This is a genomic window from Salinivibrio sp. MA440 (assembly GCF_001996265.1).
In the GTDB taxonomy this organism is placed as follows: domain Bacteria; phylum Pseudomonadota; class Gammaproteobacteria; order Enterobacterales; family Vibrionaceae; genus Salinivibrio; species Salinivibrio costicola.
Genome location: NZ_MUFI01000031.1, coordinates 30,083 through 42,655, shown reverse-complemented (window position 1 = coordinate 42,655; position 12,573 = coordinate 30,083). Strand labels below are relative to the sequence as shown.

Genomic DNA, 12,573 nt, shown 5'->3' with positions numbered 1-12,573 from the left:
CTTGAAAGCATCGTTAAATTCTCAGGTTAAGCTGATTGTACTAATCGAGTTCCTAGTAGCATTTCATTCCTACGGTTTTATAACTGAATTATTTCTAGTAACGACAGGTACACTATTTGCGTGTTGTAGTGCTTTTGCTAGAGGTAAACCAGAGTATAAGCAAGCACAAAAAATATCTGACTATATTTTAGCCATAATGGGAGCTTTTATTTTCATCGACTCCATCTTAAATATATATAATGAGCCAGGTAAGTTTGTCAGTGTTGATACATTCCGGGATTTCTTGGTTCCTATGTTGCTGTCTGTATCTTTACTACCATATGTGTATGTATTTTATTATCTTTTGGCTTACGAGAGAGCGTTTGTTATAACCCATATCTATACTGACTCTAAACGACTTCAACGGTACGCAAAAATACGCTCATTTGTTGCCTTCAAAGGGAAGCCTAGTCTTATCCATAAGTGGGCGATCTACTCTTGTACTCCAGAGTTTGAGTCAAAAAAAACGATCCGAACTTCAATAGATAAATTCAAAGAGCAGCAGCGTGAATCAACGGTATAACAAGTAAGAATAAGTGTCGCGCAGTCGACACTTTATTTGGGTGCTGAACAAGCCCGTTTCTTTATTAAGTAAATAGTTTAAATTCGCATAGGTAGGCGCTGCGTCTGGCACTTTTTTCAGCGCGAACGCAGCCAAGAAACAAGCGGATACATTGTTACTTAAGAAGTGATGATTGGCGAAATAAACACCACAAAAGAATTGAGTAGACATGTTTGCTTCCGGTATTAAAAGCCGCACCTAAGTGTGGCAAATCCTCAAGAGGGGGAATCCATGTCATTCGTTATACCGCTCATCACGTGAGAGTGGAGTTTCTATAATATTTTAGTGAACAATATATGCTAGCTTTTGTCTAAGCTATCAATTGTTTACATCAAATATGAGATATTCCCATGAAATGTTTATTAAGTTTTCTGAAATTGAGGAAAGCTGCATTTAAAGAGAAAAAAGATATAGTCATTGAGTACCTTGATGAGTGTATATTTCACGCTCAGAATATTTTATTGTCAGAAGATCTTACGAGTATTTATACACGACAATCTCGGTTGTTCATAATTAGGAGGTTTGATACTTTAACAATTGACATGTCAGGTTACTTGACAGATCTAGAAATGGAAAAGATTAGACTTGCTTTTGTAGCTCTACGAGTTTATTTCCATGCAGCATCGCATGAAAGTGAATTGGATAAGCAATTAGAACAGGATTACCAATTGAGATTAGATGCTTTTAATAACTATCTATACCCTAGTGAAATGTGGCATCGCAGTTCTTATGAGGCTTATATGAAAAAGCTTGTGGTTGATAAAGAATCGGAAGCAACAATGAATAAGCAACAAATTGAGAACCGTATTAGGGCAATTAAAGAAGTGTGCTTAGACGAAGTTCAGTGTTTACATGATTCTCGTATTAACTGGCTTGCAAGACGTCATACAATACTAAATACAGCGGTATAACAAACGAGTATGTCATCAATTACTAAATTTTGGCGAGGTTTTTTTATTTCATATCACGCCGTCTCTGATCATTAAATTTAAGATTGCCACCATCTTACGCAAACAGAAATTTATGGCGATTTTTTTAGTCATTCATCGCGTGAGTCTAAAAGTAGTGCTTAGCGAGATTAACGCTAAAAAAGAATGAGTAAATATAGCTACCTCCGGTATTAAAAGTCGCACCTCAGTGTGGAAGATATTCAAGAGGGTAACCCTGTCATTCGTTATACATTTAGATAGAGTAGTGCTAATGAAGTTTAAAATAGCAGATAAAAGAATAAGAAATTTGTATATAGGGCCGCTTAGTGTTTTTATGTTTTGGCCTTCTTTGATATTTTTTGGTTCATGGTTTATGGGTGATGTAATTAGTCTTGAGCATCTCCTTTATGTTTGCCTGTTTTGCTCTGTTCCTGCGCTATTAAACTATAAAGGAAGATGCGATTTTAAAAACTACGCTGAAAATCATGCCATTGAAGTTTCAGACAAGGGATTAATTTCTTATGAGCCTGACACACAAGAGATCATGGAGTGGGAAAGCGTTAAAACGATCAAGGTTAAGCGTTCAAAGGAAAAGGTAAAATCTATAAAAATCTTTGGTAACCATGGGTTAACGGCTGATTTGTCAAGATACGAAGATTTAGATAGGCTCTATGATGAACTGAAAAAAGTGATAGAGGCAGGGCGTTGGAGATAGGTGTATAGTGGGTTAATTGGACTCCCGCTCTAAACAAACCACTCTTTAGCTGATTGATTAGTAGCGGGGATAACAAGAGTCGCAATACGATTGTCGGGTTTTATTTAGCTACCGAACCTGCTTATTATTCTTTGGTTTTGATCGTATTATTGCCCGAGGTATTATCTCTACGGCTATTCATTGCTATTCTGAAATTCAGGGTATTGCTCAAGAAATTCAATCATATCAAAAGGCATGACTTTTGGTTGTCGTTTGTACCAATTTACAAGCGGTTTTACATCCAATGCATGAAAATCACGTTTAAAGTCACTACTCCGATATACATTCGATAGCTCGATCCACTCGTCTAAATACTGGGTATCTTTAGATTCAGAAGTATACGCTAATAAAGCAGATTTGTAGGAAGATAGCTCTTTTCCCCAGCAATCAATTTCTGCTAGATGTTTAATATAACCAGTTGCTGCTACTTTTTCGCTTCGACTGAGATTAACAAACCAGCTTTCCTTGATCGGCTCTAATGGTTGACGATTTTTACGGCAATTACTTGCTTTTTCTTCTAGTGCAGAATAAGTGCTATCCATTTCGGACTTGAAAAATTCTTCCCATGTAAGGGCATGGCCTACAATAGGAAGGCTTATCAGTAAAAGTAAGGTGACTTTTCTACAGTACATTAGAAACACATCTCCAAAATTCGTAATCTTTTCCTGTTGCATTTAGTGCTGTCATATCAGCGTGGTCCTGCAGTCTACGGCGCCGAATAATTCCTACACTTTTAAATGCATCAGCGAAACCTTTCCAGTCATATATACTAATATTAATACCTGTGGATACTACTGATGCTGAACCCTCAATAATAACTGAACCATTTGCACTTCTTGATGCAAATAGTTGAAATAGTGGAACACCAGATAAGACTGCTTCAAGTACATTGGCAGTATCGATTATCCTATTCATTTCCTTGATTCCATCAAAGGTCTGAGCGCTAGGCTCAAAGCTATCTATTATTGCAAAAATCACCTTTAAAGCTTGATACTGGCATACATCTTCCCTGTGAGTCATTATCTCGGTATTTAAAAGTAAATACTTACAATAGTCGCAGAAAGCCTTATGATATTGGAGCATCATCACGTAAATATCAATTTTTGGGATACACCCATGCACCTGACTTTCCGTCCCATCAATCTTGAAACCGATTTTGCTTATTGCGTGGCTGCACGTCGGGACGCTTTTGTGTGTAGCTTTGGTTCCGATGAGGGATTTGAAGACTTTCTAACTGGCTATTTTGAACGAGTTAGTGAACGTATGCGACAGCCTAAATGGTTTTATCGGCATGTTTTTGTCGATGAAGAATGGGCTGGGCAGCTTGAATTTCGCAGCACTTCATCAGAGCCTGAGACTGGTTATGTGCATCTAATCTACCTTGCTCCTGCTTTTCGTGGCCGAGGGTTAGCTCCTTTGCTGCAGCGTTATATCGAAACCACCTTAACAAACGCGGGGTGCCGTCGAGCAATGCTTTCTGTAAGCCGTGATAACCATCGTGCGTTAACCTTTTATCGCCAGCACGGCTGGGAATTTGTTCGCGCCAACCCTAAACATGCGAAGACTGATTTTTATCAGTATTGGTTGCCAGCGTAGATACTTATTCATGCCAATATGCGATTATGGCGCGATAGGATGTTTCAGTAGGTAAATGGTTTATGACACTGATATGCCGATCAAAAAGGCTCAATGTGCGACAGTTTACACTCGACGATGCGCCGTTTATTGTGGAGCTGCTTAATGAGGCGTCGTTTATACGCTATATCGCAGATAAAAAGGTGCGTACTGAGCAAGATGCGATCGAGTATCTCCGTCACGGGCCGCTCGCAAGTTATCAAGCACATGGCTTTGGTTTAAATCTGGTGGAACGGCGGGAAGATGGTGAGCCCATCGGCATGTGCGGTGTGCTCAAGCGCGATGAGTTGGCATATCCAGATTTAGGCTACGCGTTTTTATCGCGTTATACCGGGCAAGGATACGCTACAGAAGCCGCCGAGGCGGTGCTTGAGGCAACCTTATTAGCAAGCGGACTGAACACCGTTCAAGCAGTGACCTTACCGGACAACCAACCCTCAAACCGCTTGCTCGAAAAGCTAGGGTTTCAGCTACAACGCCAAATCATGCTTTATGGGCATAGCAACAATCTGTATGAATATACCCGTACCTGAGCACCGTTAGGTGTTACTGAGCACTGCCACCCTGAACCGTGACGCGATGCAATCGTCTGGGCGCGTCGCCATAATCGGTTACTGCGTAGTGTTGGGTGGCGCGATTATCCCAGATCGCCACCGAATGCTTTTGCCAGCGAAAGCGAACGTGATATTTCGATTGGTGTGCTTGGTACAGCACCGCAAACTCAGTGTCTGACAGCTGGGATAAATCGATATTATCGACTTGCGCCCCTAACGTATTGCCTAAAGGGGTTATCTTCATTTGAACCATACCTTACCGCCAATAAATTTGTAGACTGGTGTGCCTCGCATTAGGGTGTCACGCGCAAAGGGCTGTTGGCACTGAGGGCAGTGACACGGCGTGGTGGTGGCATCCTCAACAATCCTTTCTTTAAAGCACTTCACCAAAGCGCCTTTACCACCTTTTCGGTATTTAAACAGCTGTGCGTTACAGCGTTTACAGAAAATATCGATGGTTTTGGTGGGGCCTTTTTTATTCGGTTTTGCCATTTTGATTGCTCGAGCGTCACTACATGCCGAAAACTTGATAGTGACGAGTCGGACGTAGGCTGTCAATCAGCTATGGTTTAATGACGCTTTACGTTATTAACGCTTGGCAACCATAAACAAAAGCCAACACGGGTGATCGTGCTGGCTATCGTTCCCGCCTCACAGCCAATGAATGTAAGTGCAAAGGGCTTTTTTTGCTTAGTTCGCGATTTTCACGCGGATTTTGCTCTTTGCAACGCTGGCCAAGTTCAGTGCGGCAATTGCAGCGTTGGCCTGGGCATCGTCAGGCATAGTCACAAAAGCAAAGCCTTTGGATTCGCCAGTCTCTTGATCCAGCACCAGATTGCAGTCGGTGACGTCGCCGTGTTCAGAAAACAGCTGACGGAGTTCTTGTTCGGTGGTGGTGCGTGCAAGGTTGCGAGCTAAAAGTTTCATTGTTGTCCGTTCATATCGAGGTAACAGCACCGATTGTGTCAGTAAAGGGGGCAACGACCAAGTAATAGTTTGGCTTTCTTATCGATACGTTAGCCTTGAGTGCTGCTCAGCCGACGTTTATGCGTCGCTTTCCCCTAAGTCATGATTGATCTTATCCAGCAGCGCAATAAGTTGCTGGGCTTGCTGATCATCAATGCTAGGAAACTTACAACGAATCTTTTCAGGAATTTCCGCTGCTTGGTGCTGCAGCTCAATGCCTTTGCCCGTCAATGTTACCCACCGCTTTCGCTTATCGTCTTCGTCTTTCACTATGGTGAGCAAGCCTTTATCGCTCATCTTTTTCAAAATCTGCGTCATCGCGCCACCATCAATGCCGGTTTTCTCAACCAGATTTGCGATCGCGAGTCGGTCAGTTTCCCACAGCGCCATCATCACTACATATTGCGGGTAGGTGAGATCAAGCTCGGTCAGCCAGGTTCGGTAGGCGCGCGAAATACCGTTGGAGGCCTTGTATAAGCGGTGACAGATTTGGCTATTGAGCTTCAATTGGGGATAGGTCATGGCTTGTCATTGTCCGTGTGTCTAGTGAGTATTTTATTTTGTGCGCAAAGTATTTGCAATGCTGGGTTATACGATCTATTGTTTTGCATGCAAAATAAATAAACCAGAGGCAAGCGGCTTCATCGCCCCTGCTGAGTGCGAAGCAGTGAGCCGCACGCGGACTGAAACACAGGAGAGTGAAATGAAAGAGCTACAAAGTGTTGCCTATACAGCAAAAGCCACCGCTACCGGAGGCCGCGAAGGGTCTGCAAAATCCGATGACGGACGTTTAGATGTGGCGCTTTCCACGCCTAAAGGTTTGGGCGGAAACGATGGCGAAGGCACTAACCCTGAGCAGCTTTTTGCTGCCGGCTATGCGGCGTGTTTTATTGGTGCGCTGCGTTTGGTGGCCGGTAAAGCAGGCGTGACCTTGCCCGAAGACACCCACATTAACTCAGAAGTGTCGATTGGCCCCATTGATGGCGGTTTTGGCATTGCCGTGAAGTTGGCAGTATCTGTTGGCGATCTGGATAAAGACACCGCGCATTCATTGGTTGAGCAAGCGCACCAAGTATGCCCGTATTCTAATGCGACCCGCGGTAATATTAAGGTTGAACTGTCAGTGATTTAAGCTAACTGGCAAGCTATGATAAGGGAGCACTGTTAAGCAGGGCTCCCTTTTTTATGTCCGCTCTTTAAGGGAGCAGCGCGTTGTTCGGTGCTCCCTGACTAGAAGTGCTCAGCATTGACTGCTAACACTTATGTACAAGCCCTATATCGATAACAAGGATGATGAAAATTAGCATGCCAGAAGTCACTGCGAGTAAGCTCACCAAGATAAGCGTCGCTCCACTAACGAATGCAGATATAGAGGGTGTTCGCCAGGTATCGTTACCTGACCAACAAGTGAAATTTGCGGGCTCCGCAGACGAATTTCTTGCCGAGACCAGTGAGACTATTCACCGCCATGTGATCAAACGAGCGGGCAATACGGTAGGCTTTTTTAAACTCGATACCGACTATGCGTCTCAGTATGACTTTTGCCCGCCAAAGACATTGGGCCTGCGCATGTTTGTAGTGGATGCGCGTTATCAAGGGCAAGGTCTAGGCACCGGTGCGGTTAAAGCTTTGCTTAAGTATTTGCCCGTTGCTTATCGTGATTTCAATTGGGTGTATCTCACTGTGAACTGTCAAAACCCGGCCGCTAAAGCCTGTTACCAAAAAGGCGGCTTTACTGATACAGGCGAGCTGTACTGGGGCGGCGCGGCAGGGCCTCAGCATATTATGTTTGCTGCGATTGACGCCGATAATAAGGGCAAAGCGCAATGAGAAAGGGCAGAACCACAACGTTTGGTCATATGCGACAATGGCTTAGGGCAGGCTTAGACTTGCACACGATGTGCCAACAGACAGCTCGAATCATGAGTGTGTTGTTTATCGGTTTACTATCAACGGGGGCCTATGCGCAAGGGTTGGATCTTCGCGTTGAAACCGGCGGGGTGACGTTTAGCAAAAATGATGTCAGCATCCCCGGAGATACCGGAACTCGCTTTGATATGACCGATTTAACCGGCCGAACCGCAACGCCTTACTTGCGTTTGTATGGCACGTATCAGTTCCATCCCCAGCACGCGGTACGCCTAACCTTTGCGCCTCTCTCTGTCGATGGTCGTGGCACGCTGTCAAAAAGCATCCAGTTTCAGGATCAGCGCTTTGCCGCCGAGCAAGCCATTGATGCGGATTATCAATTCAATACCTATCGTGCGACATACCGCTGGACGTTTTACGATCAAGGCCCTTGGCAGTGGGGCATCGGTGCCGCCGCCTTGGTGAGAGATGCTGAAATCACCCTCGCGCAAGGTGAAACAAAAGCAACGAAGTCCAACGTTGGCGTGGTGCCCTTGCTGCATGGCTATGGTCAATATCGTCTATCCGATCGCGCGGCGTTGATCTTGGATGTGGAAGGCGCGTGGTCACCCATGGGACGAGCGGTTGATGCGGCGCTGATGTTGGAGTATCACCTTGGCGATGGCTGGTATGGCGCTCTGGGGTATCGCACCCTAGAAGGCGGGGCGGACAACGATGAAGTCTATAACTTTTCTTGGCTTCACTATGGCCTAGCCAGCCTCCGGTACCGGTTTTAACTGCGAGGGAAGAAATGGAGATAGCGATCCAGCAAGGATGGCCGCTTGAGCAAGCACAACACGTCGCTGAGTTGTATGAGCAGGCGTTTGGAATGAAGTTCGCACGGGCAATCCCTAATCAGGCAGCGCGCGTGGCGGTGTTGTCTCAGTGTTTTGTCCCAGACTTTTCGTTTGCCGCTATGCAAAACGGCAAGGTGGTGGGGTTAGCTGGGTTTCAAACCCAAGCCGGCGCATTGACACAGGGCATGGGCGCGAAACAGTTGATCGATAGTTTGGGGACCATCAAAGGCATTTGGGCCTGCGCGATATTGGCGYTGTTTGAGCGTAAAGCGGCACACAATGAATTGGTGATGGATGGCATTGCTGTTGATAGCGCGATACGAGGTCAGGGGATTGGTTCCCAATTACTGGATGCCATTATCGATTATGCCCAATCGCATGGCTTTGAAAGCGTTCGATTAGATGTCATTGATAGCAACCCCAGAGCCCGCAAGCTTTATCAAGCCAAAGGATTTGTCGCCACTAAAGAAGAGCGCTTTCCGCACCTAAAATGGCTGGTTGGCTTTTCAGGCGCCACCACTATGGTCAAGGCGCTGAACTAAAACAACAAGAGAGACAAGGATGTTTATTTCTCAATATCAATGAGATAGCCTAGTTCTATGATAGGAATAGGAACAAGCACATGGAATTAGTCGTCCCCACACTCAATCACCAAGCAGCCTTTACGCGCTTTTATGATGATTTTGCTCAGTTTGATCCCGAGAATGCCGATTACTATCGGCCGGGAAAAGATGATTTCGCCACTTACGTGACTCGGTTAACGGATGAGTCATTGGGTAAAAACCTTCGTAAAGGTTATGTGCCGTGTAGTCATTTTTGGCTGCTTGATGCTGAGCAACAAATCATTGGCGCGATTCGGATCCGCCATCACATCAATACGCCATTTCTATCTCAAGAAGCCGGACACATTGGTTACGATATTGCGCCGTCATATCGTGGACGTGGATATGGCAAGCAAATGTTAGCCTTAGCGCTGCCCAAGGCGAGCGAGCTAGGGATCACTCGCGCCCTAATTACCGCGAATGAAGACAATATGGCATCGCGCAAAGTAATTGAAGCCAATGGCGGCACGTTGGAAAACATCATTAATGGCGAAGTGTTCAATGAATCATTGGCGCGGTACTGGGTGGACATTAATGGATGATTCCCCGCGCGTGGACCAACTGGACAGTGACCGTCTGTTGCTGGTGGCGCCTAATATGGCCCATCAGCCTTTAATTTTAGAAGCCGTGTTGGAAAGCCAGCACACCCTTGCTCCTTTTATGGATTGGCTGCCGCACGCGCTGACCGAATCGAGCTCGATTGAAAACACCCAACAAGCGATTGATGACTTCGACATGTTTATTAATGAGCTACGCTACTCGATTTTTGAAAAGTCGACGGGGCAACTGGTGGGTGTGATCAGCTTAATGATCCGTAATATCGCGATTCCTTACTTTGAAATAGGCTATTGGCTGCGGAGCTCTAAAGAAGGCCTTGGCTATATGAGCGAAGCGGTGAGGACGCTAGAGCGGTATGCGTTTAATGACCTTAATGCCAAGCGTGTCGAAATCAAAACCGCCTACGAAAACACCCGTAGCCGCGCGGTAGCCGAGCGTTGTGGGTATCATCAAGAAGCGATGCTTACCAACGACCGTATCCTACCTAGCGGCACGATTTCTAGTACTGTGGTATACGCCAAAGTGGCGGAATGCAATAAGACTGAGTGAGTCAGTTAATCTCGCCTTTTTTTACGTCGTCACGTAAAGTAACGCATTTATTGACGAGCGCGTGCTCGAGTTGCTGAGAACCCTTATGGATACACAACCCAATAACCCGCTGCACGGGTTGACCCTACAAACCATATTGACCCGTTTGGTAGAACACTATGGTTGGTCAGGCCTCTACCAACACATCAACGTGAACTGCTTCAACAACGATCCTTCGATGAAATCATCGCTGAAATTTTTGCGTAAAACGCAGTGGGCGCGAGATAAGGTCGAAGGCTTGTATATTGATACCTTTTGCTAAGGATAAAATACACGGATTGGTTATCAGGCGGGTTCATGGTAAATGATTGATTTTAAATAACTGTCGTTAAGGTGTCGGGGCGCTGTCGTGGTAATGTCGCCCCTATTTTGCATAGTGTTGATAGGGAAGAGCACAAAGGAGCAAGGATGAACGTGAAAGCACTCAGAGTTCAAAAAGGGTGGTCTCAAGACCAATTAGCACAATTCAGTGGGCTCAGTGTTCGAACGATTCAACGTATCGAGCGCGGCCACAAACCCGGATTGGAGTCGCTGAAATCGTTGGCTGCTGTGTTTGATATCGACATTACTGATTTGCAAAAGGAGACAGACATGCAGGCAGATACTTCAATGAGTCCAGAAGAAAAAGCAATCACCAATCGCGTGCGCGCCCTGGGTGGGTTCTATTCTCACCTGACTCGCTATGTGGTCGTGATGGCGATTCTGTTTATTGTCAACTGGCAAACTAGCCCCGGCTATTATTGGGCTTGGTGGGCTGCAATGGGATGGGGGATTGCAGTGGTCAGCCACGGTGTCAGTGCTCTGGGCGTTGTCGATCTCTTTGGTGATAAGTGGGAAAAACGCCAAATAGAGAAGCGACTGAATGCGCGGTCAAAGCGTTAACAACTCCCCGATAACGCCGAGCGAATGTGCCTCGGCGTTTTTGTTTTTCACCAGATAACAACCATGTTTTACTGAGAGGCCGCTTGTCGCTGCTGGAAGCGCGTTGCATGCTCGACCAAGCCCTTAAACAGCGCACGCTGACAGCCAAGATAAAGCAAAAATTCTGGATGCCACTGTACCCCCAGTGTATAAGGGCGGTTGGGCGACTCAATGGCTTGTACAATACCATCTAAATCACGTGCGCTTACCGTTAAATCCTCGCCTAACTCGTTAATCGCTTGGTTGTGTAGGCTGTTTATTTTGCGCCTACCTTGCCCCAACCGTTGCTGTATATGGCCGTTAACATCACGCAATATACACAAGGTTTTCATCGGGAATATTGTCCAGCGATGAGAGGTTTTCTTGCGCTGTTCGCGTAAGCTTTGGTGCAAGGTGCCGCCTAAGCAAATGTTGAGAAGTTGCGCACCACGGCAAATGCCCAACAGCGGCTTTTGACTGGCTAACGCGCTTTTGATTACTGCGCTCTCTAGTTCATCACGTTCGGGATCGTAGTTTGGTTTCACTTCGGGCTCAGCAGCATACAGCACAGGTTCAACATCGTGGCCGCCTGTGATCACCACACCGTGATAATCATCAGGCTTAAATATTGAACCTGGCCGCAACTGTAGGGGCTGCCCGCCATAAAGACGCACCGCGGTGGCAACGAAAAAACGCGGTAAGAAGGCACCTTTGTCGGGGCCGGTTATTGCGATAACGGGTCTACCCATAGCGTATTCACTTTCTCCGCCCAGTTATTGGTAATGCGTGATAATGGATCGTTTAAGTGAGCAAGATAAGCATCACAGCAAGCTGTCAGTCGTTTTGAATCTGCGGCAAGTTTCTCTACTTCTACCCAATCATTCCATGCCTCATGGATCCCCCATTGTGGACGACTTACTTTGCTATCCGGTAAACGATAGTGAAACGTGGGGCGCGCTTTTGTCAGGCCATCATTGAGCGCCTGATTCACTTGTTTCTCATCGAGGTGAGTGAAGAGTGGCAGCATATCTAGCGCACGATTACGCGTCGGATTATCAGCAAGGTAATCGGCAATTAAGGTGTCGCGATCGGGCCAATAATCGTGCGCGAGAACACGCGTGATATACGCTTTTGGAAACGGATCGACATAGCTTGTGAGACGACGGGATAAATCAATATCGGCACGTTTAATTAGCCAATCATACAAGCATAAAAATGCTTTCAGATGCGCGTTAATAGTGTGAGCGGATAAGTCGGGCAGTTCGGGATTAAGCTGCATCCCAAATGCATAGACAGGGCTGTCCTCTGTGCCTTCTGCACCTTGTTGTCGCAGAAACTCAATCAGTCTATCGACGTCTTGAAGTCGATCAAGCGGAAGCGGTGGGCTGACTATTTCGACCGGTACGACCATTTTAGCTGCCCAAGCTAAAACTTCTTCCGCGGATTGGTCAATTTGATTGGCGAGAGTCTTCTCACTTCGATCGTTCCGTCCAAGGCGTTTTAGCTTGGCGTAATCAAGCTCTATGATCCAATCACCCGCATTGTCACCGGTTAGTTTTCGGTCGTAACGGCCGCCATGCTCAACCGTCAGGGATAAATGTTTTGCAACGAGCTGTGCAATGGTGTCTAGCTCCATACCACTCAATTCAAGTTCAACACCGACGCAGCGCGTTTCTCCCTCTGCATTGGTGGTATGAGGGGGTGTTTTTAACGGTGAAGGGGACGCATTCATCAATGGAGCCTCACTTATCGGATAAACATATGAATACATGGGGGTCACG

19 protein-coding genes and 2 pseudogenes are annotated in these 12,573 nt (G+C 46.1%); 13 read left to right on the top strand and 8 right to left on the bottom strand.

Annotated elements, in window-relative coordinates:
* From BZG80_RS16025 to BZG80_RS10740, 3 genes and pseudogenes are all read left to right on the top strand, one after another.
* Positions 1–562, top strand: a pseudogene (locus tag BZG80_RS16025) (hypothetical protein); the annotation flags it as partial.
* A 389-nt stretch (positions 563–951) separates the two neighbouring features.
* Complete coding sequence (locus BZG80_RS10745; protein ID WP_077679327.1) at positions 952–1,512, top strand: hypothetical protein; 561 nt, start codon at positions 952–954, stop codon at positions 1,510–1,512.
* A 289-nt stretch (positions 1,513–1,801) separates the two neighbouring features.
* A complete protein-coding gene (locus tag BZG80_RS10740) occupies positions 1,802–2,245 on the top strand; it encodes a hypothetical protein (protein ID WP_077679326.1) in 444 nt (147 codons plus the stop codon).
* A 173-nt stretch (positions 2,246–2,418) separates the two neighbouring features.
* Here BZG80_RS10740 and BZG80_RS10735 read toward each other — a convergent pair whose 3' ends face one another.
* Positions 2,419–2,958, bottom strand: coding sequence for a hypothetical protein (locus tag BZG80_RS10735; RefSeq protein ID WP_131827556.1), 540 nt, complete (start codon positions 2,956–2,958; stop codon positions 2,419–2,421).
* Positions 2,906–3,406 carry a hypothetical protein gene (locus tag BZG80_RS10730; RefSeq protein WP_077679324.1) on the bottom strand — a complete coding sequence of 167 codons (501 nt, stop codon included), beginning with the start codon at positions 3,404–3,406 and terminating at the stop codon, positions 2,906–2,908. Before BZG80_RS10730 ends, BZG80_RS10735 begins: the two co-directional genes overlap by 53 nt.
* Here BZG80_RS10730 and BZG80_RS10725 point away from each other — a divergent pair.
* Together BZG80_RS10725 and BZG80_RS10720 are read left to right on the top strand one after the other, a co-directional pair.
* Positions 3,401–3,880: a GNAT family N-acetyltransferase gene (locus tag BZG80_RS10725; protein ID WP_077679323.1), complete on the top strand. Its 480-nt coding sequence runs from the start codon at positions 3,401–3,403 to the stop codon at positions 3,878–3,880. The genes BZG80_RS10730 and BZG80_RS10725 overlap by 6 nt on opposite strands.
* 62 nt (positions 3,881–3,942) lie before the next feature.
* On the top strand, positions 3,943–4,452 hold the full coding sequence (locus BZG80_RS10720; protein ID WP_077679322.1) for a GNAT family N-acetyltransferase: 510 nt from the start codon (positions 3,943–3,945) through the stop codon (positions 4,450–4,452).
* Positions 4,453–4,465: 13 nt separating this feature from the next.
* Here the strand turns inward: BZG80_RS10720 and BZG80_RS16235 are convergent.
* The 4 genes and pseudogenes from BZG80_RS16235 to BZG80_RS10700 all read right to left on the bottom strand — a co-directional run.
* Positions 4,466–4,609, bottom strand: a pseudogene (locus BZG80_RS16235) (TauD/TfdA dioxygenase family protein); the annotation flags it as partial.
* Between the two features lie 104 nt (positions 4,610–4,713).
* The gene (locus tag BZG80_RS10710) at positions 4,714–4,965 is read right to left on the bottom strand and encodes a hypothetical protein (protein WP_077679320.1); all 252 of its coding nucleotides are present in this window, start codon (positions 4,963–4,965) and stop codon (positions 4,714–4,716) included.
* Positions 4,966–5,163: 198 nt separating this feature from the next.
* On the bottom strand, positions 5,164–5,400 hold the full coding sequence (locus tag BZG80_RS10705) for an RNA recognition motif domain-containing protein (RefSeq protein WP_021023687.1): 237 nt from the start codon (positions 5,398–5,400) through the stop codon (positions 5,164–5,166).
* Between the two features lie 117 nt (positions 5,401–5,517).
* Positions 5,518–5,961: a MarR family winged helix-turn-helix transcriptional regulator gene (locus BZG80_RS10700; RefSeq protein WP_077669911.1), complete on the bottom strand. Its 444-nt coding sequence runs from the start codon at positions 5,959–5,961 to the stop codon at positions 5,518–5,520.
* Between the two features lie 181 nt (positions 5,962–6,142).
* Here BZG80_RS10700 and BZG80_RS10695 point away from each other — a divergent pair, with 181 nt between their 5' ends.
* The 8 genes from BZG80_RS10695 (at position 6,143) to BZG80_RS10660 (ending at position 10,774) form a co-directional block, all read left to right on the top strand.
* Positions 6,143–6,571: an organic hydroperoxide resistance protein gene (locus BZG80_RS10695; RefSeq protein ID WP_021023689.1), complete on the top strand. Its 429-nt coding sequence runs from the start codon at positions 6,143–6,145 to the stop codon at positions 6,569–6,571.
* Positions 6,572–6,729: 158 nt separating this feature from the next.
* Positions 6,730–7,269 (top strand): GNAT family N-acetyltransferase, encoded by a 540-nt coding sequence (locus BZG80_RS10690; RefSeq protein ID WP_241833896.1) that lies wholly within the window; start codon positions 6,730–6,732, stop codon positions 7,267–7,269.
* Positions 7,270–7,361: 92 nt separating this feature from the next.
* Positions 7,362–8,084, top strand: coding sequence for a hypothetical protein (locus tag BZG80_RS10685; protein ID WP_131827555.1), 723 nt, complete (start codon positions 7,362–7,364; stop codon positions 8,082–8,084).
* Positions 8,085–8,098: 14 nt separating this feature from the next.
* Positions 8,099–8,686: a GNAT family N-acetyltransferase gene (locus BZG80_RS10680; protein ID WP_077679318.1), complete on the top strand. Its 588-nt coding sequence runs from the start codon at positions 8,099–8,101 to the stop codon at positions 8,684–8,686.
* Positions 8,687–8,766: 80 nt separating this feature from the next.
* Positions 8,767–9,288, top strand: coding sequence for a GNAT family N-acetyltransferase (locus BZG80_RS10675; RefSeq protein ID WP_077676756.1), 522 nt, complete (start codon positions 8,767–8,769; stop codon positions 9,286–9,288).
* A complete protein-coding gene (locus tag BZG80_RS10670) occupies positions 9,281–9,853 on the top strand; it encodes a GNAT family N-acetyltransferase (protein WP_241827345.1) in 573 nt (190 codons plus the stop codon). Before BZG80_RS10675 ends, BZG80_RS10670 begins: the two co-directional genes overlap by 8 nt.
* Positions 9,854–9,938: 85 nt before the next feature.
* The gene (locus BZG80_RS10665) at positions 9,939–10,154 is read left to right on the top strand and encodes a VF530 family protein (RefSeq protein WP_077679317.1); all 216 of its coding nucleotides are present in this window, start codon (positions 9,939–9,941) and stop codon (positions 10,152–10,154) included.
* 146 nt (positions 10,155–10,300) lie between these two features.
* Complete coding sequence (locus tag BZG80_RS10660) at positions 10,301–10,774, top strand: 2TM domain-containing protein (protein ID WP_077679316.1); 474 nt, start codon at positions 10,301–10,303, stop codon at positions 10,772–10,774.
* 68 nt (positions 10,775–10,842) lie between these two features.
* Here the strand turns inward: BZG80_RS10660 and BZG80_RS10655 are convergent, their stop codons facing one another.
* Positions 10,843–11,541, bottom strand: coding sequence for a gamma-glutamyl-gamma-aminobutyrate hydrolase family protein (locus BZG80_RS10655; RefSeq protein ID WP_077679315.1), 699 nt, complete (start codon positions 11,539–11,541; stop codon positions 10,843–10,845).
* Positions 11,517–12,524 (bottom strand): amidoligase family protein, encoded by a 1,008-nt coding sequence (locus BZG80_RS10650; protein ID WP_077679314.1) that lies wholly within the window; start codon positions 12,522–12,524, stop codon positions 11,517–11,519. The genes BZG80_RS10655 and BZG80_RS10650 overlap by 25 nt, the downstream gene beginning before the upstream one ends.
* Positions 12,525–12,573: the final 49 nt, after the last annotated feature.

Excerpts from the sequence above, each read along its gene's own strand:
- BZG80_RS10700 (WP_077669911.1), bottom strand. The coding sequence starts at position 5,961 with ATGACCTATCCCCAATTGAAGCTCAATAGCCAAATCTGTCACCGCTTA.
- BZG80_RS10660 (WP_077679316.1), top strand. The coding sequence starts at position 10,301 with ATGAACGTGAAAGCACTCAGAGTTCAAAAAGGGTGGTCTCAAGACCAA.
- BZG80_RS10720 (WP_077679322.1), top strand. The coding sequence starts at position 3,943 with ATGACACTGATATGCCGATCAAAAAGGCTCAATGTGCGACAGTTTACA.
- BZG80_RS10670 (WP_241827345.1), top strand. The coding sequence starts at position 9,281 with ATGGATGATTCCCCGCGCGTGGACCAACTGGACAGTGACCGTCTGTTG.
- BZG80_RS10725 (WP_077679323.1), top strand. The coding sequence starts at position 3,401 with ATGCACCTGACTTTCCGTCCCATCAATCTTGAAACCGATTTTGCTTAT.
- BZG80_RS10705 (WP_021023687.1), bottom strand. The coding sequence starts at position 5,400 with ATGAAACTTTTAGCTCGCAACCTTGCACGCACCACCACCGAACAAGAA.
- BZG80_RS10650 (WP_077679314.1), bottom strand. The coding sequence starts at position 12,524 with ATGAATGCGTCCCCTTCACCGTTAAAAACACCCCCTCATACCACCAAT.
- BZG80_RS10745 (WP_077679327.1), top strand. The coding sequence starts at position 952 with ATGAAATGTTTATTAAGTTTTCTGAAATTGAGGAAAGCTGCATTTAAA.
- BZG80_RS10690 (WP_241833896.1), top strand. The coding sequence starts at position 6,730 with ATGATGAAAATTAGCATGCCAGAAGTCACTGCGAGTAAGCTCACCAAG.
- BZG80_RS10685 (WP_131827555.1), top strand. The coding sequence starts at position 7,362 with ATGAGTGTGTTGTTTATCGGTTTACTATCAACGGGGGCCTATGCGCAA.
- BZG80_RS10655 (WP_077679315.1), bottom strand. The coding sequence starts at position 11,541 with ATGGGTAGACCCGTTATCGCAATAACCGGCCCCGACAAAGGTGCCTTC.
- BZG80_RS10740 (WP_077679326.1), top strand. The coding sequence starts at position 1,802 with ATGAAGTTTAAAATAGCAGATAAAAGAATAAGAAATTTGTATATAGGG.
- BZG80_RS10675 (WP_077676756.1), top strand. The coding sequence starts at position 8,767 with ATGGAATTAGTCGTCCCCACACTCAATCACCAAGCAGCCTTTACGCGC.
- BZG80_RS10665 (WP_077679317.1), top strand. The coding sequence starts at position 9,939 with ATGGATACACAACCCAATAACCCGCTGCACGGGTTGACCCTACAAACC.
- BZG80_RS10695 (WP_021023689.1), top strand. The coding sequence starts at position 6,143 with ATGAAAGAGCTACAAAGTGTTGCCTATACAGCAAAAGCCACCGCTACC.
- BZG80_RS10710 (WP_077679320.1), bottom strand. The coding sequence starts at position 4,965 with ATGGCAAAACCGAATAAAAAAGGCCCCACCAAAACCATCGATATTTTC.
- BZG80_RS10735 (WP_131827556.1), bottom strand. The coding sequence starts at position 2,958 with ATGCAACAGGAAAAGATTACGAATTTTGGAGATGTGTTTCTAATGTAC.